General features: G+C 71.6%; 17 protein-coding genes. 14 read left to right on the top strand and 3 right to left on the bottom strand.

Annotated features, from left to right (window positions below; genetic code table 11):
• A complete protein-coding gene (locus AB0M30_RS15955) occupies window positions 1-879 on the bottom strand; it encodes a TIM barrel protein (protein WP_364584650.1) in 879 nt (292 codons plus the stop codon).
• Between the two features lie 111 nt (window positions 880-990).
• On the opposite strand from AB0M30_RS15955, the gene AB0M30_RS15950 reads away from it, so the two are divergent.
• From AB0M30_RS15950 to AB0M30_RS15940, 3 genes are all read left to right on the top strand, one after another.
• Window positions 991-2,013, top strand: a complete 1,023-nt coding sequence (locus tag AB0M30_RS15950; protein ID WP_364584648.1) for a LacI family DNA-binding transcriptional regulator — start codon at window positions 991-993, stop codon at window positions 2,011-2,013.
• Entirely contained in the window at window positions 2,010-3,008 is a 999-nt protein-coding gene (locus tag AB0M30_RS15945) for a Gfo/Idh/MocA family oxidoreductase (RefSeq protein WP_364584646.1), read from the top strand. Before AB0M30_RS15950 ends, AB0M30_RS15945 begins: the two co-directional genes overlap by 4 nt.
• Window positions 3,009-3,082: 74 nt before the next feature.
• Entirely contained in the window at window positions 3,083-3,601 is a 519-nt protein-coding gene (locus AB0M30_RS15940) for a GNAT family N-acetyltransferase (RefSeq protein WP_364584644.1), read from the top strand.
• Window positions 3,602-3,604: 3 nt separating this feature from the next.
• Here the strand turns inward: AB0M30_RS15940 and asnB are convergent, their stop codons facing one another.
• Window positions 3,605-5,446, bottom strand: a complete 1,842-nt coding sequence (asnB, locus tag AB0M30_RS15935; RefSeq protein ID WP_364584642.1) for an asparagine synthase (glutamine-hydrolyzing) — start codon at window positions 5,444-5,446, stop codon at window positions 3,605-3,607.
• 402 nt (window positions 5,447-5,848) lie between these two features.
• On the opposite strand from asnB, the gene kdpF reads away from it, so the two are divergent.
• The 7 genes from kdpF to AB0M30_RS15900 are packed head-to-tail and all read left to right on the top strand — an operon-like array spanning window position 5,849 to window position 13,810.
• Window positions 5,849-5,950: a K(+)-transporting ATPase subunit F gene (gene kdpF / locus AB0M30_RS15930; RefSeq protein WP_364584641.1), complete on the top strand. Its 102-nt coding sequence runs from the start codon at window positions 5,849-5,851 to the stop codon at window positions 5,948-5,950.
• A 37-nt stretch (window positions 5,951-5,987) separates the two neighbouring features.
• Window positions 5,988-7,649, top strand: a complete 1,662-nt coding sequence (kdpA, locus tag AB0M30_RS15925) for a potassium-transporting ATPase subunit KdpA (RefSeq protein WP_364584639.1) — start codon at window positions 5,988-5,990, stop codon at window positions 7,647-7,649.
• Window positions 7,646-9,691 (top strand): potassium-transporting ATPase subunit KdpB, encoded by a 2,046-nt coding sequence (gene kdpB, locus AB0M30_RS15920; RefSeq protein WP_364584637.1) that lies wholly within the window; start codon window positions 7,646-7,648, stop codon window positions 9,689-9,691. Before kdpA ends, kdpB begins: the two co-directional genes overlap by 4 nt.
• Window positions 9,692-9,695: 4 nt before the next feature.
• Complete coding sequence (locus tag AB0M30_RS15915; protein WP_364584636.1) at window positions 9,696-10,286, top strand: potassium-transporting ATPase subunit C; 591 nt, start codon at window positions 9,696-9,698, stop codon at window positions 10,284-10,286.
• Window positions 10,287-10,290: 4 nt separating this feature from the next.
• On the top strand, window positions 10,291-12,858 hold the full coding sequence (locus tag AB0M30_RS15910) for a DUF4118 domain-containing protein (RefSeq protein WP_364584634.1): 2,568 nt from the start codon (window positions 10,291-10,293) through the stop codon (window positions 12,856-12,858).
• A complete protein-coding gene (locus AB0M30_RS15905) occupies window positions 12,855-13,553 on the top strand; it encodes a response regulator (RefSeq protein WP_354808581.1) in 699 nt (232 codons plus the stop codon). Before AB0M30_RS15910 ends, AB0M30_RS15905 begins: the two co-directional genes overlap by 4 nt.
• Before the next feature lie 29 nt (window positions 13,554-13,582).
• Window positions 13,583-13,810, top strand: coding sequence for a hypothetical protein (locus AB0M30_RS15900; RefSeq protein ID WP_103337470.1), 228 nt, complete (start codon window positions 13,583-13,585; stop codon window positions 13,808-13,810).
• Window positions 13,811-13,837: 27 nt separating this feature from the next.
• Here the strand turns inward: AB0M30_RS15900 and AB0M30_RS15895 are convergent, their stop codons facing one another.
• Window positions 13,838-14,977 (bottom strand): acyl-CoA dehydrogenase family protein, encoded by a 1,140-nt coding sequence (locus tag AB0M30_RS15895; protein ID WP_364584632.1) that lies wholly within the window; start codon window positions 14,975-14,977, stop codon window positions 13,838-13,840.
• Window positions 14,978-15,042: 65 nt separating this feature from the next.
• On the opposite strand from AB0M30_RS15895, the gene AB0M30_RS15890 reads away from it, so the two are divergent.
• The 4 genes from AB0M30_RS15890 (at window position 15,043) to smc (ending at window position 20,602) form a co-directional block, all read left to right on the top strand.
• The gene (locus AB0M30_RS15890) at window positions 15,043-15,684 is read left to right on the top strand and encodes a helix-turn-helix domain-containing protein (RefSeq protein ID WP_364584630.1); all 642 of its coding nucleotides are present in this window, start codon (window positions 15,043-15,045) and stop codon (window positions 15,682-15,684) included.
• 57 nt (window positions 15,685-15,741) lie between these two features.
• Entirely contained in the window at window positions 15,742-16,380 is a 639-nt protein-coding gene (locus AB0M30_RS15885; protein WP_364584628.1) for a hypothetical protein, read from the top strand.
• Window positions 16,381-16,544: 164 nt separating this feature from the next.
• A complete protein-coding gene (locus AB0M30_RS15880) occupies window positions 16,545-16,832 on the top strand; it encodes an acylphosphatase (protein ID WP_364584626.1) in 288 nt (95 codons plus the stop codon).
• Between the two features lie 167 nt (window positions 16,833-16,999).
• Window positions 17,000-20,602: a chromosome segregation protein SMC gene (gene smc / locus AB0M30_RS15875; protein ID WP_364584624.1), complete on the top strand. Its 3,603-nt coding sequence runs from the start codon at window positions 17,000-17,002 to the stop codon at window positions 20,600-20,602.
• Window positions 20,603-20,606: the final 4 nt, after the last annotated feature.

The following is a 20,606-nucleotide window of genomic DNA, read 5'->3' as shown; positions in this document are numbered from 1 at the left end:
TCAGAGGGAGTCGGTGATCTTCGCGAGGTGGGCCAGGCTGCGCTCGGTGTCCCGCCGGGGTAGGTCGTCGGGGCTCGCGTCGCCGAGGGCGGTGTCCTGTTCGAGGACGTACCAGCCGTCGTAGCCGGCGGCCTGGACGGAGCGCACCATCGCCGCCACGTCCACGTCGCCCTCGCCGAGCGGGGTGTACATGCCCCGCCCGACCGCGTCGGTGTAGGCGAGCCGGCCCGCGCGGACCTCGGCCGCCAGGTCTTCCCGGACGTCCTTGAGATGCACGTGCCCCACCCGTTCGGGATACCGCTTCGCCAGCTCCACCGGATCCGTCCCGCCGATCATCAGGTGCCCGGTGTCGAGGCACAACCCGAGATCGGAATCGGCGAGGAAGCGCTCGACCTCGGCCTGCTGCTCCACGTGCGTCCCGACGTGCGGGTGCAGCACCGTGCGCAGGCCGTGGGCGGCGGCGATGTCGCGGATCTTGCCGGCGGTCTCGACCAGCATCGCCCATTCGGCGTCGCTGAGCCGCGGACGGTCGTCGTAGCCGTCGAGGCCGGTCGCGGCGGCGAGGACGAGGACGTCACCCCCGCAGGCGGCGAAGAGCGCGGCCGATTCCTCGGCCTCGCGCAGTGCTTCCCGCTGGTCTTCATGCAGGACGACGGCGAGGAAGCCGCCGACCAGGGTCAGGTCGTAGCCGGCCAGCAGCTCGCGCAGCGCGGCGGGTTCGCGGGGGAGGTACCCGGGCGGGCCCAGCTCGGTGGCCTGGACGCCGAGCGCCGCCATCTCGCCGAGCACGGTCGCCGCGTCCAGCACCCGGCCCCAGCCCGGCACTTCGCAGACGCCCCACGAGATCGGGGCGGCGGCCACGCGGATCGTCGCTGTCACAAGGGGCCTCCGTTGGTCCGTTGGAGCGCTCTATTGATTAGAGCGCTCTAATCTTGTAGCGTCCGTCACAGCAAGTCAAGGCTGAGTTTTCCGAGATCAGGGGAGGTGCGCATGGTGCGTCCGACCATGGAGGACGTCGCCGGGCGGGCGGGAGTTTCCCGCGCACTGGTCTCCCTGGTGATGAACAATTCGCCGAAGGTGTCCGACGCGCGGCGCGCGGCGGTGCTGCGCGCGGCCGAGGAACTCGGCTACCAGCCGCACGTGATGGCGCGGTCGCTGGCCAGCCGGACGTCCACCGTGCTCGGCGTGATGGTCAACGACCTGCGCAACGCCTTCTTCGCCGATGTCGTCGAGGGGCTTGACGCGGCCGCCCAGGCGGCGGGCTTCGACCTGATCCTCAACACGGGCGGCCGCAGTCCCACCCGCGAGTGGAACGCCCTGCACAACCTGCTTTCCTTCCGCCCGGCGGGGATCATCCTGCTTTCGCCGGTCGTTCCGGCGGCGTCGATCCAGCTCGCGGCCAAGCAGTGCCCGGTCGTGCTGGTCTCGCGGACGATTCGCTCGTCCACAGTGGACACGGTGAACGACGACGGCGAGGCGGGGTCCGCGCTGGCCGTCGACCACCTCGTCGGCCTCGGGCACCGGCGCATCGCCCACCTCGACGGCGGGGGCGCGGCCGGCGCGGCCCAGCGGCGCCGCGGGTTCCAGTCGGCGATGCGGCGCCACGGGCTGGAGCCGATCGTCGTCCGCAGCGAGCACACCGACACCGGCGGCGAGAAGGCGGTGCGCGAGCTGCTGGCGACGTACTCGCGGCTCGACCTGCCGACCGGGCTGGTGGCGGGCAACGACTTCAACGCCGTCGGGGCGATCTCGGCCCTGGAGGAGGCCGGGCTGCGCGTGCCCGAGGACGTGTCGGTCGTGGGTTACGACAACACGTCCCTGGCCGCGCTGCGGCACCTCTCACTGACCACAGTGGACCAGCCACGTACCGAGATGGGGCGGCTGGCCTTCGAAGCGCTGATCGAGCGCGTCCGCGGGGAGCGCACGGAGCCGGTCCGGCACCTGCTGCACCCGTCCTTGGTGGTCCGGTCGACCACCGCCGAATTGTCTGCGACAGGAGGAACACCACGATGAGGTTGGGATTGGCGGGCACCGGCCGGATCGGTACCGCGCACGCGGAGACGCTGAAGGGCTTCGAGGAGGTCGAATCGGTCGTCGTGGCCGACGTCGACCCCGCGCGAGCCGTCTCGGCCGCCGCGAAGCTCGGCGTCGAATCGGTTTCCCTCGACGAGCTGTTCGCCGCGGGGCTCGACGGGCTGGTCGTCACGGCGGCGACGGACGCGCACCCCGGCCTGATCATCGCGGCGGTCGACGCGGGCCTCCCGGTGTTCTGCGAGAAGCCGGTGGCTGCGGACATCCCGGGCACGCTGGCGGTCATCGACCGCATCGGCGCCTCGGACGTCCCCGTCCAGATCGGCTTCCAGCGCCGCTTCGACGCGGGATACGCGGCGGCCCGGGCGGCGGTCGCGTCCGGCGAACTGGGCTGGCTGCACACCTTGCGCGCGACGACGTTCGACCCGGCGCCCCCGCCGGCGGAGTACGTCGCCCATTCGGGTGGGTTGTTCCGCGACTGCGGCGTGCACGACTTCGACATCATCCGCTGGGTGAGCGGCCGCGAGGTCGACGAGGTGTACGCGATCGGCGCGAACCGCGGAGAGCAGTTCTTCCGCGACGCGGGCGACGTCGACACGGCGGCGGCGACACTGACCCTGGACGACGGCACGCTGGCGACGGTGTCGATGACCCGCTACAACGGCGCGGGGTACGACGTGCGCCTCGACGTGCTGGGTTCGGTATCGGGCGTGGTGGTCGGCCTGGACGACCGGGCTCCGCTGCGGTCGGTGGAGCCGGGCGTGGCCCCGCTGCCCGGGCCGGCGTACCCGGGCTTCATGGAACGCTTCCGCCCGGCGTACACGACGGAGCTGCGAGCGTTCCTGGATGTCGTCGCGGAGCGGGCCCCTTCGCCCTGCGGGGCGGCGGATGCGTTGGAGGCGTTCTACATCGCCGAGGCTTGCGAGGTGTCGAGGAGGGAGCGGCGTCCGGTGAGGCTGGCGGAGGTCAGGCGCTGAGGAGCTTGCGGGCGAGCGGCGCGGCGAGGCGAAATCCGTTCGCGCGTCCGGCCACCGGCGGTGAAGATCCGGGCATGGTCATGCTGACGCCGTTGGACGAGGCCGCCCTGACACGACTGCTCGAAGCCGCCGAAGCCGGGGCCGATCCCCTGGAGGTGATGCCGCCGGTAGGCGGGCCGCCCGGCTGGACGCCCGCCCGCCGCGCCGCGTTCCTGGCGTTCCACCGCGCCCGGTGCCTGGACCCGGCGACGGCGGTGGAACGCACCTGGGTGATCGACACCGACGGCACCGCGGTCGGTGCGGCCCGCCTGGAGCCCCACGGCGACGCGGTCGAGGCGGGTATTTGGCTGGCCCGCACCGCTCGCGGCCGCGGGATCGGCAGGCAGGTGACGGCACTGCTGCTGGAGGAGGCCCGCGTTAGTGGAGCGGAAAGGTTCATCGCCTCGACGACGGCGGGCAACCACGGCGCCCCGTGCCCTGCTGTCCGGAACGGGCGCGGCGCTCACCACCGCGGGCCACGAGGTCACCGCGGCCCTGCGGCTCGGCCGGAGGAGCTGACCGGTCCGGCGCGGCGAACCGCGCCGGACCGCTGAGCCTCAGTCGAGCTGTAGCTCCGGGGAGTACATCTCGATCCAGTGGTACAGGTCGAGCAGCCGGTCCAGGCCGATCCGGTCCGCCGGGGCCATGGTCGCCGAGTCCACTTCGGACACCCGGTGCGTCCAGGACTTGTCGACCAGGCCGAAGACCGCGTGGCCCGGCTCGGCCAGGACCTCCTTGGCCTGCTGCTGCAGCGCCGCCGCGTATCCCGGGTCCTGCGTCGACGGGTACGGGCTCTTCACCCGCTGCGCGACCGACGAAGGCAGCACGTGCTTGGTCGCGTGCCGCAGGAGGCTCTTCTCCCGGCCGTCGAACGTCTTCAGGGACCACGGCGTGTTGTAGACGTACTCCACCAGCCGGTGGTCGCAGAACGGGACCCGGACCTCCAGGCCCACCGCCATCGACGCGCGGTCCTTGCGGTCCAGCAGCATCCGCACGAACCGGGTCAGGTGCAGGTGGCAGATCGTCCGCATCCGCGCCTCGACCTCGGACTCGCCGTCCAAGTGCTCGACCTCGTCGACCGCGGAGCGGTACTGGTCGCGCACGTAGGACTCCAGGTCCATCTTCCCCATCAGCTCGGGTGTGTAGATGGACGTCCGGTCGGTCATCATCGCGCTGCGGAAGGCGATCCACGGGAACATGTCGGCGTTGACCGCAGCCTCGTCGAAGAACCAGCGGTAGCCGCCGAACACCTCGTCGGCCGACTCGCCCGACAAGGCCACCGTCGACTCGCCGCGGATCGCCTTGAACAGCAGGTACAGCGACGTGTCCATGTCGCCCAGGCCGGCCGGGATGTCGCGGGCCCGCAGGACCGCGCGCCGCACCTCCGGGTCGGTCAGCTCGGCCGGGTTCAGCACGACGTCCTGGTGCGCGGACCCGACCAGCGAGGCGACGTCACGCACGAACGGCGAGTCCGCGGTGTCGCGCATCTCGTCCGGCTTGAAGTTCTCTTCCTGGCCGAGGAAGTCGACGGAGAACGTCCGCAGCTGCTCACCTTGCGAAGCGAGCCGGGCCGCGGCCAGCCCGGTGACCGCGCTCGAGTCGAGGCCGCCCGACAGCAGGACGCAGCGGGGAACGTCGGCGACCAGCTGCCGGTTCACGATGTCGGTCATCAGCTCGCGCACGCGGGCGACCGTCGTCTCCTGGTCGTCGGTGTGCTGCTTCGCGTCCAGCTTCCAGTACGTGCGAGTCCGGACGCCCTCGCGGGACACCGTGACGATCGTGCCCGGCCGGACCTCCTCCATGCCCTTCCACAGCGACCAGCCGGGCCGCTTGGTGAACGCCATCAGCTCGCGCAGCCCGTCGGTGTCGACGACCTTCGCGGCCAGCGGGTTCGCCAGGATCGCCTTCGGCTCCGAACCGAAGAGCACGCCGTCGCGGGTCGGGTAGTAGTAGAACGGCTTGATGCCCATCCGGTCGCGGATCATCACGAGCCGGTCGTCGCGCTCGTCCCAGATCGCGAAGGCGTACATGCCGTTGAGGTGGTCGACGACCGCGTCGCCCCACTGCAGGTAGCCGTGCAGCACCACTTCGGTGTCGCTGTCGGTTTCCCAGGTGTGCCCGAGCTTCGTCAGCTCGTCCTTCAGCTCGGTGAAGTTGTAGGCCTCCCCGCTGTAGACCATCGCGATGTCGCCGTTCGGCGTCGAGACGGTCATCGGCTGCCGGCCGCCGGGCAGGTCGATGATGGCCAGCCGCCGGTGGCCGAGCGCGACGTGCCGGCGCACCCAGGTCCCCGAGTCGTCCGGTCCGCGGCAGGCCATCGTGCCCGTCATGGCGTCGACGACGTCTTGGCGGCGGGTGAGGTCGGCGTCGTAGGAAACCCAGCCGGCGATACCGCACATAGCGAAGCCCCTCCCAGAGATTGCTTAGCAGATACAACTATTGGTAACCCAGGTGTAACACGACCCGAAGATCTTGTCTGCCCGAATTGCACTTTCCGCACCTGTTCGGTCACGCGGTGTGTCGCTTGTCACTGACCAACTACCTGCGGTGAGAACGGGGCAAACGCTTGCGTGACCGCCGCCACCGGCCATCAAGACGGCGTAAATGCGTGTCAGGAACGCATCAAGGCGCCATCAGCCGGTGGACGTGGCGGCCTCCCAGGACCGCACAGTGACGTCGTCCCCGGTCACCGAACCCGGTGACCTGTCCTGAGAGGTGCCTGTGGCCGACTTGCTCTACGCCGTTCTCCTGATCGGCGTTTTCGTGGTGCTGGCGCTGGTGCTGCGCGGCTTGGAAAAGCTGTGAGCGGCGCCGGAACCGTTGCCAACGTGGTCGGCGGGTTGCTCGCGCTCGGCCTGCTCGTCTATTTGTTCATCGCCTTGATCAGGCCGGAGAAGTTCTGATGCGCCCCGACGTACTTTCCCCCGCGGAGGGGCTTAAATGACCGACTCGACGGCCGGGCTCATCCAGCTCGGCCTGCTCCTCGCCGCCCTCGCCGTGGTCTACAGACCGCTCGGCGACTACCTGGCGCGCGTCTTCTCCAGCGAGAAGCACCTCAAGCTCGAGAAGGGCCTCTACCGGCTCTTCCGCGTCAACCCCGACTCCGAGCAGCGCTGGCCGACCTACGCCGCGGGCGTGCTCGGGTTTTCGTTCGTCTCCGTTGTCCTGCTCTACCTGCTGCAGCGCCTGCAGCCGCTCCTGCCGTGGGACCTGGGCCGCGGCTCGGTCAGCCCCGGCGTCGCGTTCAACACGGCGATCTCGTTCGTCACCAACACGAACTGGCAGTCCTACGTCCCCGAGACGACGATGGGCCACTTCGTGCAGATGGCCGGGCTGACCGTGCAGAACTTCCTCTCGGCCGCCGTCGGCCTGGCCGTGGCGATCGCGGTGACCCGCGGCTTCGTCCGGGCGAAGACCGACCGGCTCGGCAACTTCTGGGTGGACCTCACCCGCGGCACGGTCCGCGTGCTGCTGCCGATGGCCTTCGTGTTCGCCCTCGTCCTGGTCGCGCTCGGCGTCGTGCAGAGCCTCAAGGCGGGGGTCGCCGTCACGAACCCCGACGGCAGCGGAAGCACCCTCGCGCTGGCCCCGGCCGCGAGCCAGGAGGCGATCAAGGAACTGGGCACCAACGGTGGCGGCATCTTCAACGCCAACTCCGCGCACCCCTTCGAGAACCCGAACGCCTGGAGCAATCTCGTCCAGCTGTTCCTGATCCTGGTCATCCCGGTCAGCCTGACCCGCGCGTTCGGCACGCTGGTCGGCAACCGCCGCCAGGGGTACGTCCTGCTGAGCGTGATGGGCCTGCTGTGGGCCGCTTCGCTGGCGCTGATCTGGTTCTCCGAGGCCTACGCGAACAACCCGGTGGCGCGGGCCGCGGGCGCGAGCATGGAGGGCAAGGAGCAGCGCTTCGGCATCGGGCTGACGTCGTTGTTCGCCGACACCACCACCGGCACGTCGACCGGCGCGGTGAACGGCGCCCACGACAGCCTGTCCGGCCTCGGCGGCGGGGGACCGCTGCTGAACATGCTCTACGGCGAGATCTCGCCCGGCGGCGTCGGCACCGGCCTCTACGGCATCCTCGTGCTGGCGATCATCGCGATGTTCCTGGCCGGGCTGATGGTCGGGCGCACCCCGGAGTACCTGGGCAAGAAGCTCGGCAAGCGTGAGGTCACCTGCGCGGCGATCGCGATGCTGGCGATGCCGACCGTGGTGCTCCTCGGCTCCGGGATCGCGCTGCTGCTGCCGGGCACGGCGGGCGCGCTGGGCAACCCGGGCGCGCACGGCCTGTCCGAAGTCCTCTACGGCTACGCCTCGACCGGCAACAACAACGGCAGCGCGTTCGGCGGCCTGACCGCGACGAGCGACTGGTTCCAGTCGTCGTTCGCCGTCGCCATGGCGTTCGGCCGGTTCGTGCCGATCCTCGCCGTGCTCTGCCTGGCCGGTTCGCTGGCCGCCCAGCGCAAGGTGCCCGAGACCGCGGGCACCCTGCCGACCACCGGGCCGCTGTTCGCCACCCTGCTCACCGGCACGGTGGTGCTCGTCGCGGCCCTCACGTTCATCCCGGCGCTCGCGCTCGGGCCCATCGCGGAGGCACTCGCATGACCGTCACCGAAGAACGACCCCGGGTGGCTCCCGCCGAACCCCCGAGCCGGGTCGGCGCCGGCGTCTTCAGCCCCCGCCGGCTTTGGACGTCCTTGCCGGACGCGTTCCGGAAGCTGAACCCGAAGCACCAGCTCGGCAACCCGGTGATGTTCGTGGTGTGGGTGGGCTCCGCGCTCACCACGGTCTTCGCGGTCACCGACCCGAGCGTGTTCACCATCCTGATCGCCGTCTGGCTGTGGTTCACGGTCCTGTTCGCGAACCTCGCCGAAGCCGTCGCGGAAGGGCGCGGCAAGGCCCAAGCCGAGAGCCTGCGGCGGTCGAAGAAGGAGACCGTCGCCCGCCGGCTCACCGAAACCGGAGAAGAGCAGGTCCCGGGGGCCGAGCTGAAGATCGGCGACCTGGTCGTCGTCGAGGCGGGCCAGGTGATCCCGGGCGACGGCGACGTCGTCGAAGGCATCGCGACCGTCGACGAATCGGCCATCACCGGCGAGTCGGCCCCGGTCATCCGCGAGTCCGGCGGCGACCGCAGCGCCGTCACCGGCGGCACGACCGTGCTGAGCGATCGGATCGTCGTGCGGATCACCACCAAGCCGGGTGAGTCCTTCGTGGACCGGATGATCGCGCTGGTGGAAGGCGCCTCCCGGCAGAAGACGCCGAACGAAATCGCGCTGACGATCCTGCTCTCGACGCTCACGATCATCTTCCTGCTCGCCGTCGTGGCGCTCCAGCCGATGGCCCGCTACTCCGGGTCAGAGCAGTCCGTGATCGTGCTGACCGCGCTGCTGGTGTGCCTCATCCCGACGACGATCGGCGCGCTGCTGTCCGCGATCGGCATCGCGGGCATGGACCGCCTGGTGCAGCGCAACGTCCTGGCGACCAGCGGCCGGGCGGTGGAGGCCGCGGGAGACGTCTCGACGTTGCTGCTCGACAAGACCGGCACGATCACCTTCGGCAACCGCCGCGCCACCGAGCTGATCCCCGTGGGCGCGTCCACTCCTGACGAGCTCGCCCGCGCCGCCCGCTTGGCCAGCCTGGCCGACGAGACCCCCGAGGGTCGCAGCGTCGTCGAGCTGACGTCGGGCCACGCGGAAGGGGACGAGCACGGCGAATTCGTCCCCTTCACCGCGCAGACGCGGATGAGCGGGATCGACATCGGCACCCGGCGGATCCGCAAGGGGGCGGCGAGCGCCGTCCGCGCGTGGGTGCGCGAGAACGGCGGCGAGTTCCCCGACGAGACCGAGCGGGTGGTCGACGCGATCAGCGCCCAAGGTGGCACGCCGCTGGTGGTCGCCGAAGACACGGTGGTGCGCGGCGTGATCCGGTTGTCCGACGTGGTCAAGCCGGGCATGAAGGAACGCTTCGCCGAACTCCGCTCGATGGGCATCAAGACGGTGATGATCACCGGCGACAACCCGCTCACCGCGAAGGCCATCGCCGCGGACGCCGGCGTCGACGACTACCTCGCCGAGGCCAAGCCCGAAGACAAGATGGCGCTCATCAAGCAGGAACAGGAAGGCGGGCGGCTGGTCGCGATGACCGGCGACGGCACCAACGACGCCCCCGCCCTGGCGCAGGCCGACGTCGGCGTCGCGATGAACACCGGCACCTCGGCCGCCAAGGAGGCCGGGAACATGGTCGACCTCGACAGCGACCCGACCAAGCTGATCGAGATCGTCGAGATCGGCAAGCAGCTGCTGATCACCCGCGGCGCGCTGACCACCTTCAGCGTCGCCAACGACCTGGCCAAGTACTTCGCGATCCTGCCCGCGATGTTCACCGGCATCTACGCGCAGCTGGGCGGGCTGAACATCATGCACCTGGCCACGCCGAAGTCGGCGATCCTGTCGGCGGTCATCTTCAACGCGCTGATCATCGTCGTGCTGATCCCGCTGGCCCTGCGCGGCGTGCGGTACAAGCCGTCGTCGGCCTCGGCCCTGCTGCGCCGCAACCTGCTCGTCTACGGCCTCGGCGGGATCGTCAGCCCCTTCCTCGGGATCTGGCTGATCGACCTGCTCGTGCGCCTCATCCCCGGAATCGGGTGAAACCGTGAACACTCTCGTCAAGCAGACCTGGGCCGGGCTGCGGGTCCTCGTCGTGCTGACCGTCCTGCTCGGCATCCTCTACCCCCTGGCGGTGTGGGCGATCGCCCACGTCCCGGGACTGGCGGGGCACGCCGAAGGCTCGGTCGTCACGCAGAACGGCCAAGCCGCCGGGTCGTCGCTGATCGGCGTCGACCCGGTGCCCGCCGACCCGGCGCGCGACCCGTGGTTCCACACCCGGCCCTCGGTCGTGGGCCCCGAGCTGCCCTCCGGCGCGTCCAACAAGGGCCCCGACAACGAGGACCTGGTGAAGACGATCCAGGACCGGCGTGCCCTGATCGCGGAGCGCGAAAGCGTGTCGCCCGATCAGGTACCGCCGGATGCGGTGACGGCGTCGGGATCGGGACTGGACCCGGCGATCAGCGTCGCCTACGCCGATCTTCAGGCCGCGCGCGTGGCGCGGAACACCGGGCTGCCCCTCGACCGGGTGAAGCAGCTGATCGCGCAGAACACTTCGGGCGCAGGCATCGGCGTCCCCGGGGTGACTGTGCTTCCGCTCAACTTGGCCGTGCGCGCCGCGGCCGGAGGGGCACACTGACAGCGTGACCACGGAGAACGCGCCCGCGAAGCCGCGCCGGGGAGAGCTGAGGATCTACCTCGGCGCGGCTCCGGGCGTCGGCAAGACCTTCGCCATGCTCGGCGAAGCGCGCCGCCGGCTCGACCGCGGCACCGACGTCGTCGTCGGGCTGGTGGAGACGCACGGCCGCGAGAAGACCGCGGTGCTCCTGGACGGCCTCGAGATCGTGCCGCGGCGGCCCGCCGAGCACCGCGGCCGCGCGTTCGACGAAATGGACGTCGACGCCGTCCTGGCCCGCGCGCCCGAGGTCGCCGTCATCGACGAACTGGCGCACACCAACGTGCCGGGCTCCCGCAACGCCAAGCGCTGGCAGGACGTCGAAGAGCTGCTGGCCGCGGGCATCGACGTGCTGTCCACGGTCAACGTGCAGCACCTGCAGAGCCTCAACGACGTCGTCGAGCGGATCACCGGCGTCGTCCAGCAGGAGACCGTCCCGGACGAGGTGGTCCGGCGCGCCGAACAGCTCGAGCTGGTCGACATCACGCCCGAGGCGCTGCGGCGGCGGCTCGCGCACGGCAACGTCTACCCGGCCGAGCGGATCGATGCCGCCCTCGGCAACTACTTCCGGCCCGGCAACCTCACCGCCCTGCGGGAACTGGCGCTGCTCTGGGTGGCCGACCAGGTCGACGTCGCCCTCCAGCGTTACCGCGCCGAGCAGCGGATCACCGACACCTGGGAGGCACGCGAACGCGTCGTCGCCTCGATCACCGGCGGCCCCGAAAGCGAGACGCTCATCCGCCGGGCCAGCCGGATCGCCACCCGCGCCGGCGCCGAACTGCAGGTGGTGCACATTCTCAGTGGCGACGGCCTCGCCGGACGGTATCCCCAAAAAGCGAGTCCGGTCGCGATGGCCCGCTGCCGCAAGCTCGCCGAGGAGGTGGGGGCGACGTTCCACACCGTGGTCGGCGACGACGTCCCGGGCGCCCTCCTGGACTTCGCCCGTGGGGTCAACGCGACCCAGCTGATCATCGGGACCTCGCGGCGGTCCCGGATGGCGCGGCTGTTCGACGAGGGCATCGGCGCTTCCGTGGTCCGGCGGTCGGGGCCGATCGACGTGCACATGGTCACCCACTCCGAGGCCGGCGGGCGCCTGCGGACCGGGCTGACCGCGAGCCCGCTGGGGCTCTCGCGGCTGGTGACGGGCTGGGTGCTGGGCGTCGTGCTGCCGGTGCTGGTCACCCTCGTCGGCGTCTTCCTGCCGACCGGGCTCGACTTCGCCACCGACGTCATCGCCTACGTCCTGGTCACGGTCGTCGTCGCCCTGATCGGCGGCCTCGGCCCGGCGCTGGTCGCGGCGGTGCTGGGCGCCGGCCTGCTCAACTTCTTCTTCACACCGCCGCTGTACACGCTCAACGTGCACACCCCGCAGAACCTCGTGACGCTGATCGCGATGGTCGTGGTCGCGGTGCTGGTGGCGCTGGTCGTCGACCAGGCCGCGCGCCGGGCCGCCCAGGCCGCGCGGGCGCGGACCGAAGCCGCGCTGCTGGCCTCCTACGCCCGGACCGTGCTCACCCACGCGAACCCGATCGAGCGGCTGCTGGCGAAGGTCCGCGAGAACTTCGCCCTGACGTCGGTGACGCTGCTGGAGAAGCAGGACGGTGTGTGGCAGTGCGTGGCGACCTCGGGGGAGGACCCGTGCGCCGACCCGGACGAGGCCGACGTCGACATCGCCGTCACCGCCGACGTCCACCTGACCCTGCGCGGCCGGGCGCTGCCCGCGACCGACCGGCGGGTGCTGGAAGCCGTGGCCGGCCAGGCGCTGCTGGCCCTGCGCCAGCAGCGGATGGCGGCCGCGGCGGCACGCGCCGAACGCAAGGCCGAGGCGACCGAGCTGCGCACGACGTTGCTCTCGGCGGTCGGGCACGACCTCCGGACGCCGCTGACGTCGATCAAGGCCTCGATCGGCAGCCTGCGCGCCGCGGACCTGGAGTTGTCCGAAGAGGACACCGCGGAGCTCATGGAGGCCATCGAGCTGTCGGCCGACCGGCTGGCGGGGTTGATCGACAACCTCCTGGACTCGTCGCGGCTGGCCACCGGGGCGGTCCGCCCGCACCTGCGGCCGGTCGGCTACGACGAGGTCGTCGCGCACGCGCTGTCCACTGTGGACGGCTCGGACGACGTCGTGGTCGCGGTCGACGACCAGCTCCCCTCGGTGCTGGCCGACCCCGGCCTGCTGGAACGGGTGGTGGCGAACGTGCTGGACAACGCGCTGCGCCACGGTGCCGGCGAAAGCGGTGGCGCACCGGTGTCGGCCCGGGCCAGCGCGCACTCCGGCCAGGTCGAGCTGCGGATCGTCGACCACGGCAAGGGCCTGCGCAAGGGCGCCGCGGATTCGGCGTTCGCGCCGTTCCAGCGGCTCGGCGGCGACCGGGACACGACGCCGGGCGTCGGGCTCGGGCTGTCGGTGGCGAAGGGGTTCACCGAGGCGATGGGCGGCACGATCCGCGCCGAGGACACCCCGGGCGGCGGGCTCACGGTCGTGGTTTCCCTGCCCGCGTTCAGTGTCGAGCTCGAAGAGGAGGGGGTGCGATGAGCGACCCGGGTGCCACCGTGCTGGTGGTGGACGACGAGCCGCAGATCGTGCGGGCACTGCGGATCAACCTGACCGCCCGCGGCTACAAGGTGATCACCGCGCACGACGGGACGGCGGCTTTGAAAGCGGTCGCGGAGACCAAGCCCGACGTGGTGGTGCTGGACCTCGGCCTGCCCGATCTCGACGGCACCGAGGTGATCGCGGGCCTGCGCGGCTGGACGACGGTCCCGATCATCGTCCTTTCGGCACGTGGCGACTCGGCGGACAAGGTCGAGGCCCTCGACGCGGGCGCCGACGACTACGTGACGAAGCCGTTCGGCATGGACGAGCTGCTGGCCCGGCTGCGCGCGGCGGTCCGCCGCTCGGCGGTGGCGGGCGCGGACGGCGCGGACGCGGTCGTGGACACGGCGTCGTTCAGCGTGGACCTGGCGGCGAAGAAGGTCCGCCGCCACGACGGCGTGGAGGTCCACCTGACGAAGACCGAGTGGGGCGTGCTGGAGCTGCTGGTCCGCAACCGCGGCCGGCTGGTGGCGCAGAAGCAGCTCCTGCACGAGGTGTGGGGCCCGTCGTACGAGACGGAGTCGCACTACCTGCGGGTGTACCTGGCCCAGCTGCGGCGCAAGCTCGAACAGGAGCCCTCCCGGCCCCGGCACCTGCTGACCGAACCGGGGATGGGCTACCGCTTCGAGGTTTAGCCGGTGCCCGGGCGGGGTTCTTCCCGGAGATGGACGGGTCGAAAACGTGGCTGCTCGGCGGTGAGCGCATCCCGCCGGTGATCGTGCTGACGCTGGCGGTGGGCGCGACCTTCGGCGCGCTCGGCTGGCTCTTCACCGCCTTCGAGGGCGGCGCCGGCTGGGCGACGTGGTTGCGCGTCGCGGCGGCCGGCGCCGGTGCCCTGCTGACGGTCTACCTGTGGGCGCTGGTCGCCCACCGGCTGCGGCGCCGTGTCTGAATCCAAGCCGTCCGGATCCAGGCGGCGCTAGAACCAGAAGGTCGGCTGCTCGATCCCGAACCGCAGCTTCGCGTACCGCTTGGACGCCGCGGCCGAGAAGTAGATGTGCTGCGCCGCCGCGTGGAGGTCCCGGAAGCAGCGCTGCATCGGCTGGTCCGCGTGCAGCGCGCCCGCGCCCGCGTAGCCGAACGCGAGGTTCACCGCGCTCAGCGAAGCCCGCATCGCCTGCTGGGTCGCCAGCAGGAACTGGCCGCGCTGCCGGACGTCCGGGACGTCACCCGCGCACGCGGTGTCCCACAGTTCGCCGAGTGCCTCGAAGACGAACGCGCGTGCCGAGCGCAGCCGCCCTTCCGCGCGGGTCAGGACGAGCTGGACGTCGCCGTCCTCGGCGATCGGGCCCGGGCCCGGCGGGCGGAACTTGGCGGGCGCGAACGCGGTGAACTCGTCCAGCGCGCGCCGGGCGATGCCGAGCGGCACGCCCGCGAACATCGTGCCGATCAGCGTGAAGAACGGGAACCGCCACAGCGGCCCGTCGTGGCGCGCCGGGTTCGTGAACGGCGAAATCGTGTGCTCCCCGGCCACGACCGTGTCGATCTCGACGTCGTGGCTGCCGGTGCCGCGCAGGCCGCTGACGTCCCAGTTCTCGACCACCCGCACCTCGGCGGCGGGCACCGCGGCGAGCCGCCAGTCCCGCGGGTCGCCGCCGGCGAAGCCGCCGTTGAAGAACAGGTCCGTGTGCGGGCTGCCGCTGCAGAAGCCCCACCGGCCGGCGAGCGCGAACTTGCCGGCGCCGTCCGGGGTGAGGCGGCCCATCGGCGCGAACACACCGCCGCCGATCGGGTCGGGGGTGGCGGCCACGAGGTCCGCCGCGACAGCCGGGTCCAGCCAGGCGAGGAACGCCGAGCCGTTGCCGATGGTGATCGTCCAGCCCGCCGAGCCGTCCGCGCGCGACAGCTCCTCGACCGTCTCGACGATCGTGGAGGGTGGCAGCTCCTGCCCGCCGAGGCCGCGCGGCGTCGCCAGGCGGAAGAGCCCGGCTTCGCGGGCCCGCTCGACGAGATCGCGAGGCAGGGTCCGGAGCTGCTCGGCTTCGACGGCCCGCGCGCTCAGCTCGGGCGCGAGCTCCCGCGCGGCGGTCACGGCGTCGGTGGTGGCTTGTTCCATCATGGTCAGCGCCCCCTCAGGGTGTCATGATAGATGTTCATCTATTAGATAGAGGAGTCTCTACCCAAATGGACGGGCCTGTCAAGCGTCGTTACGACACGTCGCGGCGTCAGGAGCAGGCGCGCGAGAACCGCCGCCGGATCCTGGCGGCGGCGTCGGCGCTCTTCCGGGAGAAGGGGTACGCGGGGACCTCGATGCCCGAGGTGGCGAAGGCCGCCGGTGTCGCCGTGCAGACCGTCTACAAGGCGTTCGCCAACAAGGCGACGCTGCTCAAGGCCGTCTTCGACGTCACGGTCGCCGGCGACGACGAGGACGTGCCGATCGCCGGCCGTGACTTCATCGCCGGGATCCGGGCCGAGCCGGCCGCCGTGCGGAAGATCGAGTTGTACCTCGACCACCTGGTGAGCATCGTCCCCGAGGTGTCCCCGGTGCAGCTGCTGGCCCGCGACGCGGCCGCCGCCGACCCCGCGGCCGCCGAGGTGTGGGCGCAGATGCGGCAGGAGATGCTGATGGCCATGACGTACTTCTCGGCCGAGCTGCTGGACACCGGGCAGGTCAAGCCGGGCCTGAGCGCCGACGACGTCCGCGACATCCTGTGGACCTACCACGGCCCGGAGCAGTACGAGCTGCTCTGCCTCGAGCGCGGGTGGTCCCCGGAGCGCTACGGGAAGTTCCTGCGCGACGCGATGGTCGCCGCCGTCCTGGCCTAGAGCCAAGTGCCCCAGCGTTGGGGCACTTGGGCCTAGGCTGCGGTGCGGGGGCCGGTCGTGCTCGACGAGGGGGCGCCGGCCGAGCTCGAGCCGCCACCGGTCGACGACGTCGTCGTCGGGGGCGGCGTGACCGGGGTCGTCGGCGGCGTGGTCGTGGGCTTCTCCGAACTCGGCGGAGCCGACGTCGGCGGCGTGTACGGCGGCGACGAGACCGGGGGCGGGTTGCCGCCGGTGTCGATGCGCGGCGGCGGGGGCGGCGACGGCTGGGTGACGACCGTGGTGGTCGTCTTGCCGTCCGGGCTCACGGACACGACCGTCGTCGGCGCGCTCGGCGACGTCGGGTTCGACGTGGTCGGGGCTCCGCTGGACGAGGTCGCCGGGTCGCTCGGCGACGGCGTGGCCGGCAGGGTCCGCACGCCGGCCGGGACGGTGCCCTGGCCGCCGGGGCCGCCCGTGCCGCCCGCGGTGGTGGCGGGGATCGGCCCGGCGAGCTCGGCCACGGCGGCGAACGCGGTCGCGACGACCAGCCCGGCCACGCCGAGCACGACGTACCCGGTGCGGTTCGGTTTGCTGCTCTTGGGCGGCGCGGTGTCGATCCTGGTGATCCGAGAGCTCGAATCCGACCCGGCGGGGCGGGGCATACGGGGCTCCTTGGGGAAGGGGAGGCGGCACAGCTTTGAGGCGGCACAGCGATGACACGGCGAGGTCGTGAACGGGAGCGCTGGTGCTGATGGAGCAGTGCGCCCACGGCGGGGGAGTGACCTCGGCGGGAGATTATCACCGGCGTGCGGGTATTCGCCCAGGTAGTGGCCTTGATCCGTTACTGTGCGCGGTCGGTTGACCCGGAAGGGAGGAATGGCGTGAGTGAGGAAGAAACCCACACCCGGCTGACGGCGTGGGTGCGGGGGCGGGTCCAGGGTGTCGGTTTCCGCTGGTGGACGCGCAGCCGTGCGCTGGAGCTCGGCCTGGTCGGGAGCGCGAGCAATCTGGCCGACGGGCGTGTCGAGGTGATAGCGGAAGGTAGTCGAGACCACTGTCAGCGGCTGTTAGCGGCGTTACGGTCGGGAGAATCACCCGGAAGTGTGGAGCACGTCGCCGAGCGCTGGTCCGACCCGAAAGGGGGGCTCAGCGGCTTCGCCGAGCGGTAGCGCGGGTTTGGTCCGTCCGGGGGCGGTGGGGCTCGTGGTGTTGCTGAGGCCGGCGCGGATGTGCTAGGCGCGCCGAGGAGGGGGCGCGTCCGGCGGCCCCCGGACGGCCCCAGGTAGCCTGGGACGATTGAATCGCCAGTACCGGCAGCCAGAGGGGTCAGCACCCAGTGCACCTGAAAAGCCTGACGCTCAAGGGCTTCAAGTCCTTCGCCTCGGCCACCACGCTGCGCTTCGAACCGGGCATCACCTGCGTGGTCGGGCCGAACGGCTCGGGCAAGTCCAACGTGCTGGACGCGCTGCGCTGGGTCATGGGCACCCAGGGCGCCAAGGACCTGCGCGGCGGCAAGATGGAGGACGTCATCTTCGCCGGCACCGCGGGCCGCGCCCCGCTCGGCCGCGCCGAGGTCACCCTCACCATCGACAACGCCGACGGCGCGCTCCCCATCGAGTACTCCGAGGTGTCGATCACCCGCCGGATGTTCCGCGACGGCGCCAGCGAGTACGAGATCAACGGCGACCGCTGCCGCCTGATGGACGTCCAGGAACTGCTGTCGGACTCCGGCATCGGCCGCGAGATGCACGTCATCGTCGGCCAGGGCCAGCTCTCGGCGATCCTCGAGTCCAAGCCCGAAGAGCGCCGCGCCTTCATCGAAGAGGCCGCCGGCGTCCTCAAGCACCGCAAGCGCAAGGAACAGACCCTGCGCAAGCTCGCCAACATGCAGGGCAACCTCGACCGCCTCGGCGACCTGACGACCGAGCTGCGCCGCCAGCTCAAGCCGCTGGGCAAGCAGGCGGAGATCGCCCGCAAGGCCCAGTCGGTGCAGTCCGAGCTGCGCGACTCCCGCCTGCGCCTGCTCGCCGACGACCTGGTCACCCAGCGCGACGCCCTCGCCCGCGAAGAGGCCGACGAGAAGACGGCCCGCGCGCGCCGCGCCGAAGTCGAACAGACCCTCGAGATCGTCTCGGCCGAAGAAGCCGAGCTGGAAGCCTCGCTCGCCGAGGACGCGCCGCTGCTGCAGACCGCCCAGGAGACCTGGTACAAGCTGTCCGCGCTGGCCGAGCGCCTGCGCGGCACCGTCCGGCTCGCGATCGAGCGCCAGCGGCACCTGTCGGCCGACGTCTCGACGTCGACCGGCGGCCGCGACCCCGAAGAGCTCCTCGAAGAGGCCGAGCGCGTCGCCGAGCAGGAAGAAGAGCTCAACGAGGCCGTCATGGAGGCCCGCGAGCTGCTCGCTCAGACGATTCTGCGCCGCGAAGACCTCGAACAGCGCGTCCAGGCCGCCGAGCGCGCGCACTGGGCCGCCGTCCGCGCGATCGCCGACCGCCGCGAGGGCATGGCCAAGCTGACCGGCCAGGTCGAGGCGCTGCGCAGCAAGAACGGCGCCACCTCCGACGAGATCGACCGCCTCAGTGTCTCCCTCGAAGAGGCCGCCGAGCGCGCCGAGATCGCCGTCGAGGAACTCGAGATGGCGAAGGCCGAGGGTGGCGTCGAGGAGTCCGACGACGCCGGCCTGATGGACCGCCACGACCGCGCGGTCGAGGCCAACAACGCCGCCAAGGCGCGGGTCGAAGAACTGGTCAAGGCCGAGCGCGCGGCCGAGCGCGAGATCGCGTCGGAGAAGGCGCGCGTCGAGGCGCTGTCGATGGGCTTGCGGCGCAAGGACGGCGCCGGTGCGCTGCTCGGCGCGTCCTACGAACTGCCGGGCCTGCTCGGCTCGGTCGCCGCGCTGCTCACCGTCGAGCCCGGCCACGAAGTCGCGCTGGCCGCGGCCCTCGGCCCGGTGGCCGACGCCGTCGCCGTGACCGGCGGCGAAGACGCCCTGCGGGCGCTGAAGTACTTGAAGGAAACGGACTCCGGCCGCGCGGGCATCCTGCTCGGCGGCCCCGAATCCACTGTGGACACGTACGCGTGGCCGTCGCTGCCGGAAGGCGCGCGCTGGGCCCGCGAAGTCGTCACCGCGCCGCCGCAGCTGCGGCCCGCCGTCGAGCAGGCCCTCGACAAGCTGGCCCTGGTCCGCGACCTCGACGCGGCGCGTCACCTGGTGGCGGTGCACCCGGACGTCCGGGCGGTCACCGCCGAGGGCGACGTCTTCGGTGCCCGTTGGGCGATCGGCGGCTCCGGCAAGCGCGAGAGCGTGATCGAGGTCCAGGCCGCCGTCGACGAGGCGGGGGAGCGGCTCCGCCTGGCCGAGCGCTCGCTGGAGCGGTACGCGGCCGAGCTGGAAGGCGCCCGCGCCGAGCAGCAGGCGCGTCGCGAAGAGGTCTCGCAGGCCAAGGACGCGCTCGGCGAGGCGAAGGTCCGCAAGGCGCGCTCGTCGGAGCGGCTCAACCGGATGCAGCAGGCCGCCCGCCAGGCCCAAGCCGAGGTCGAGCGGCTGTCCGGGCAGCGCGCGAAGGTCGAGCAGAGCCGCGTCCAGGCGCTGGCCCAGCTCGCCGAGCTGGAAGAGCGGCTCGCCGCCGTCGCCGAGCAGCCCGTCGAAGACGACCCGGACACCGCCGAACGCGACCAGGCCGTCGAAGAGCTGGCCGTCGTGCGGCAGGAGGAGATGGAAGCGCGGCTCGCGCAGCGCACCTCCGAGGAGCGCGCCCGCAGCATCGCGGGCAAGGCCGAAGGCCTCCGCCGGGCCGCGCACGCCGAGCAGCAGGCCCGCGAACGCGCCGAGCGCGCCGCCGCGGCCCGCAAGCGCGGCGCCGGGATCGCCAACGCCGTCGTCAACGCCGGCGAGCTCGCGCTGGAACGCATCGAGCACTCGGTCCAGCGCGCCGCCACCGAACGCGACCAGGTCCAGGCCCGCCGTCAGAGCCGCGAGCAGGCCCTGACCGGCGTCCGCGCCAAGGTCCGCGAGCTCACGGGCGAGCTGGAGAAGCTGACCGACGCCGTGCACCGCGACGAGGTGCTGCGCGCCGAGCAGCGGCTGCGGCTGGAGACCCTGGAAGCCAAGATCGCCGAGGACTTCGGCATGGGGCTGGAGGACCTCGTCCGCGAGTACGGCCCGGACGTCCCGGTGCCGCCGAGCGCGGGCGAGATGGCCGAGTACGAGGCGGCCAAGGACCGCGGCGAGGACGTCACCCCGCCGCCGCCGATGCCCTACGACCGCGACACGCAGGCCCGCCGCGCCAAGCGCGCCGAGAAGGACCTGTCGTTGCTGGGCAAGGTGAACCCCCTGGCCCTGGAGGAGTTCGCGGCGCTGGAGGAGCGGTACAAGTTCCTCTCCACGCAGCTGGAAGACCTCAAGGACACCCGCAAGGACCTCGAAGCCGTCATCAAGCAGGTCGACGAGAAGATCCTCGAGGTCTTCGCCGGCGCCTACGCCGATGTGGCCCGCGAGTTCGAAACGGTGTTCAGCGTGCTGTTCCCGGGCGGCGAGGGCCGGATGGTCCTGACCGAGCCGGACGACCTGCTCAGCACCGGTGTCGACGTCGAAGCCCGCCCGCCGGGCAAGAAGGTCAAGCGGCTTTCGCTGCTGTCGGGTGGCGAGAAGTCGCTGGTCGCGGTGGGGATGCTGGTCGCGATCTTCCGCGCCCGGCCGTCACCCTTCTACGTCATGGACGAGGTCGAGGCGGCGCTCGACGACACCAACATGCGCCGGCTGATCGGGCTGCTGGAGCAGCTGCGCGACTCGTCGCAGCTGATCATCATCACCCACCAGAAGCCGACGATGGAGATCGCCGACGCGCTCTACGGCGTGAGCATGCAGGGTGACGGCATCACCAAGGTGATCTCGCAGCGCCTGCGCACGGCCGACGACGAACCGGTCGCGGTCGGCTGAGGCG

The organism is Amycolatopsis sp. NPDC051716 (genome assembly GCF_040681595.1).
Classification (GTDB): Bacteria; Actinomycetota; Actinomycetes; order Mycobacteriales; family Pseudonocardiaceae; genus Amycolatopsis.
Note: the sequence above shows the minus strand (reverse complement) of the source record. Positions and strands in the feature narration are given on the sequence as shown.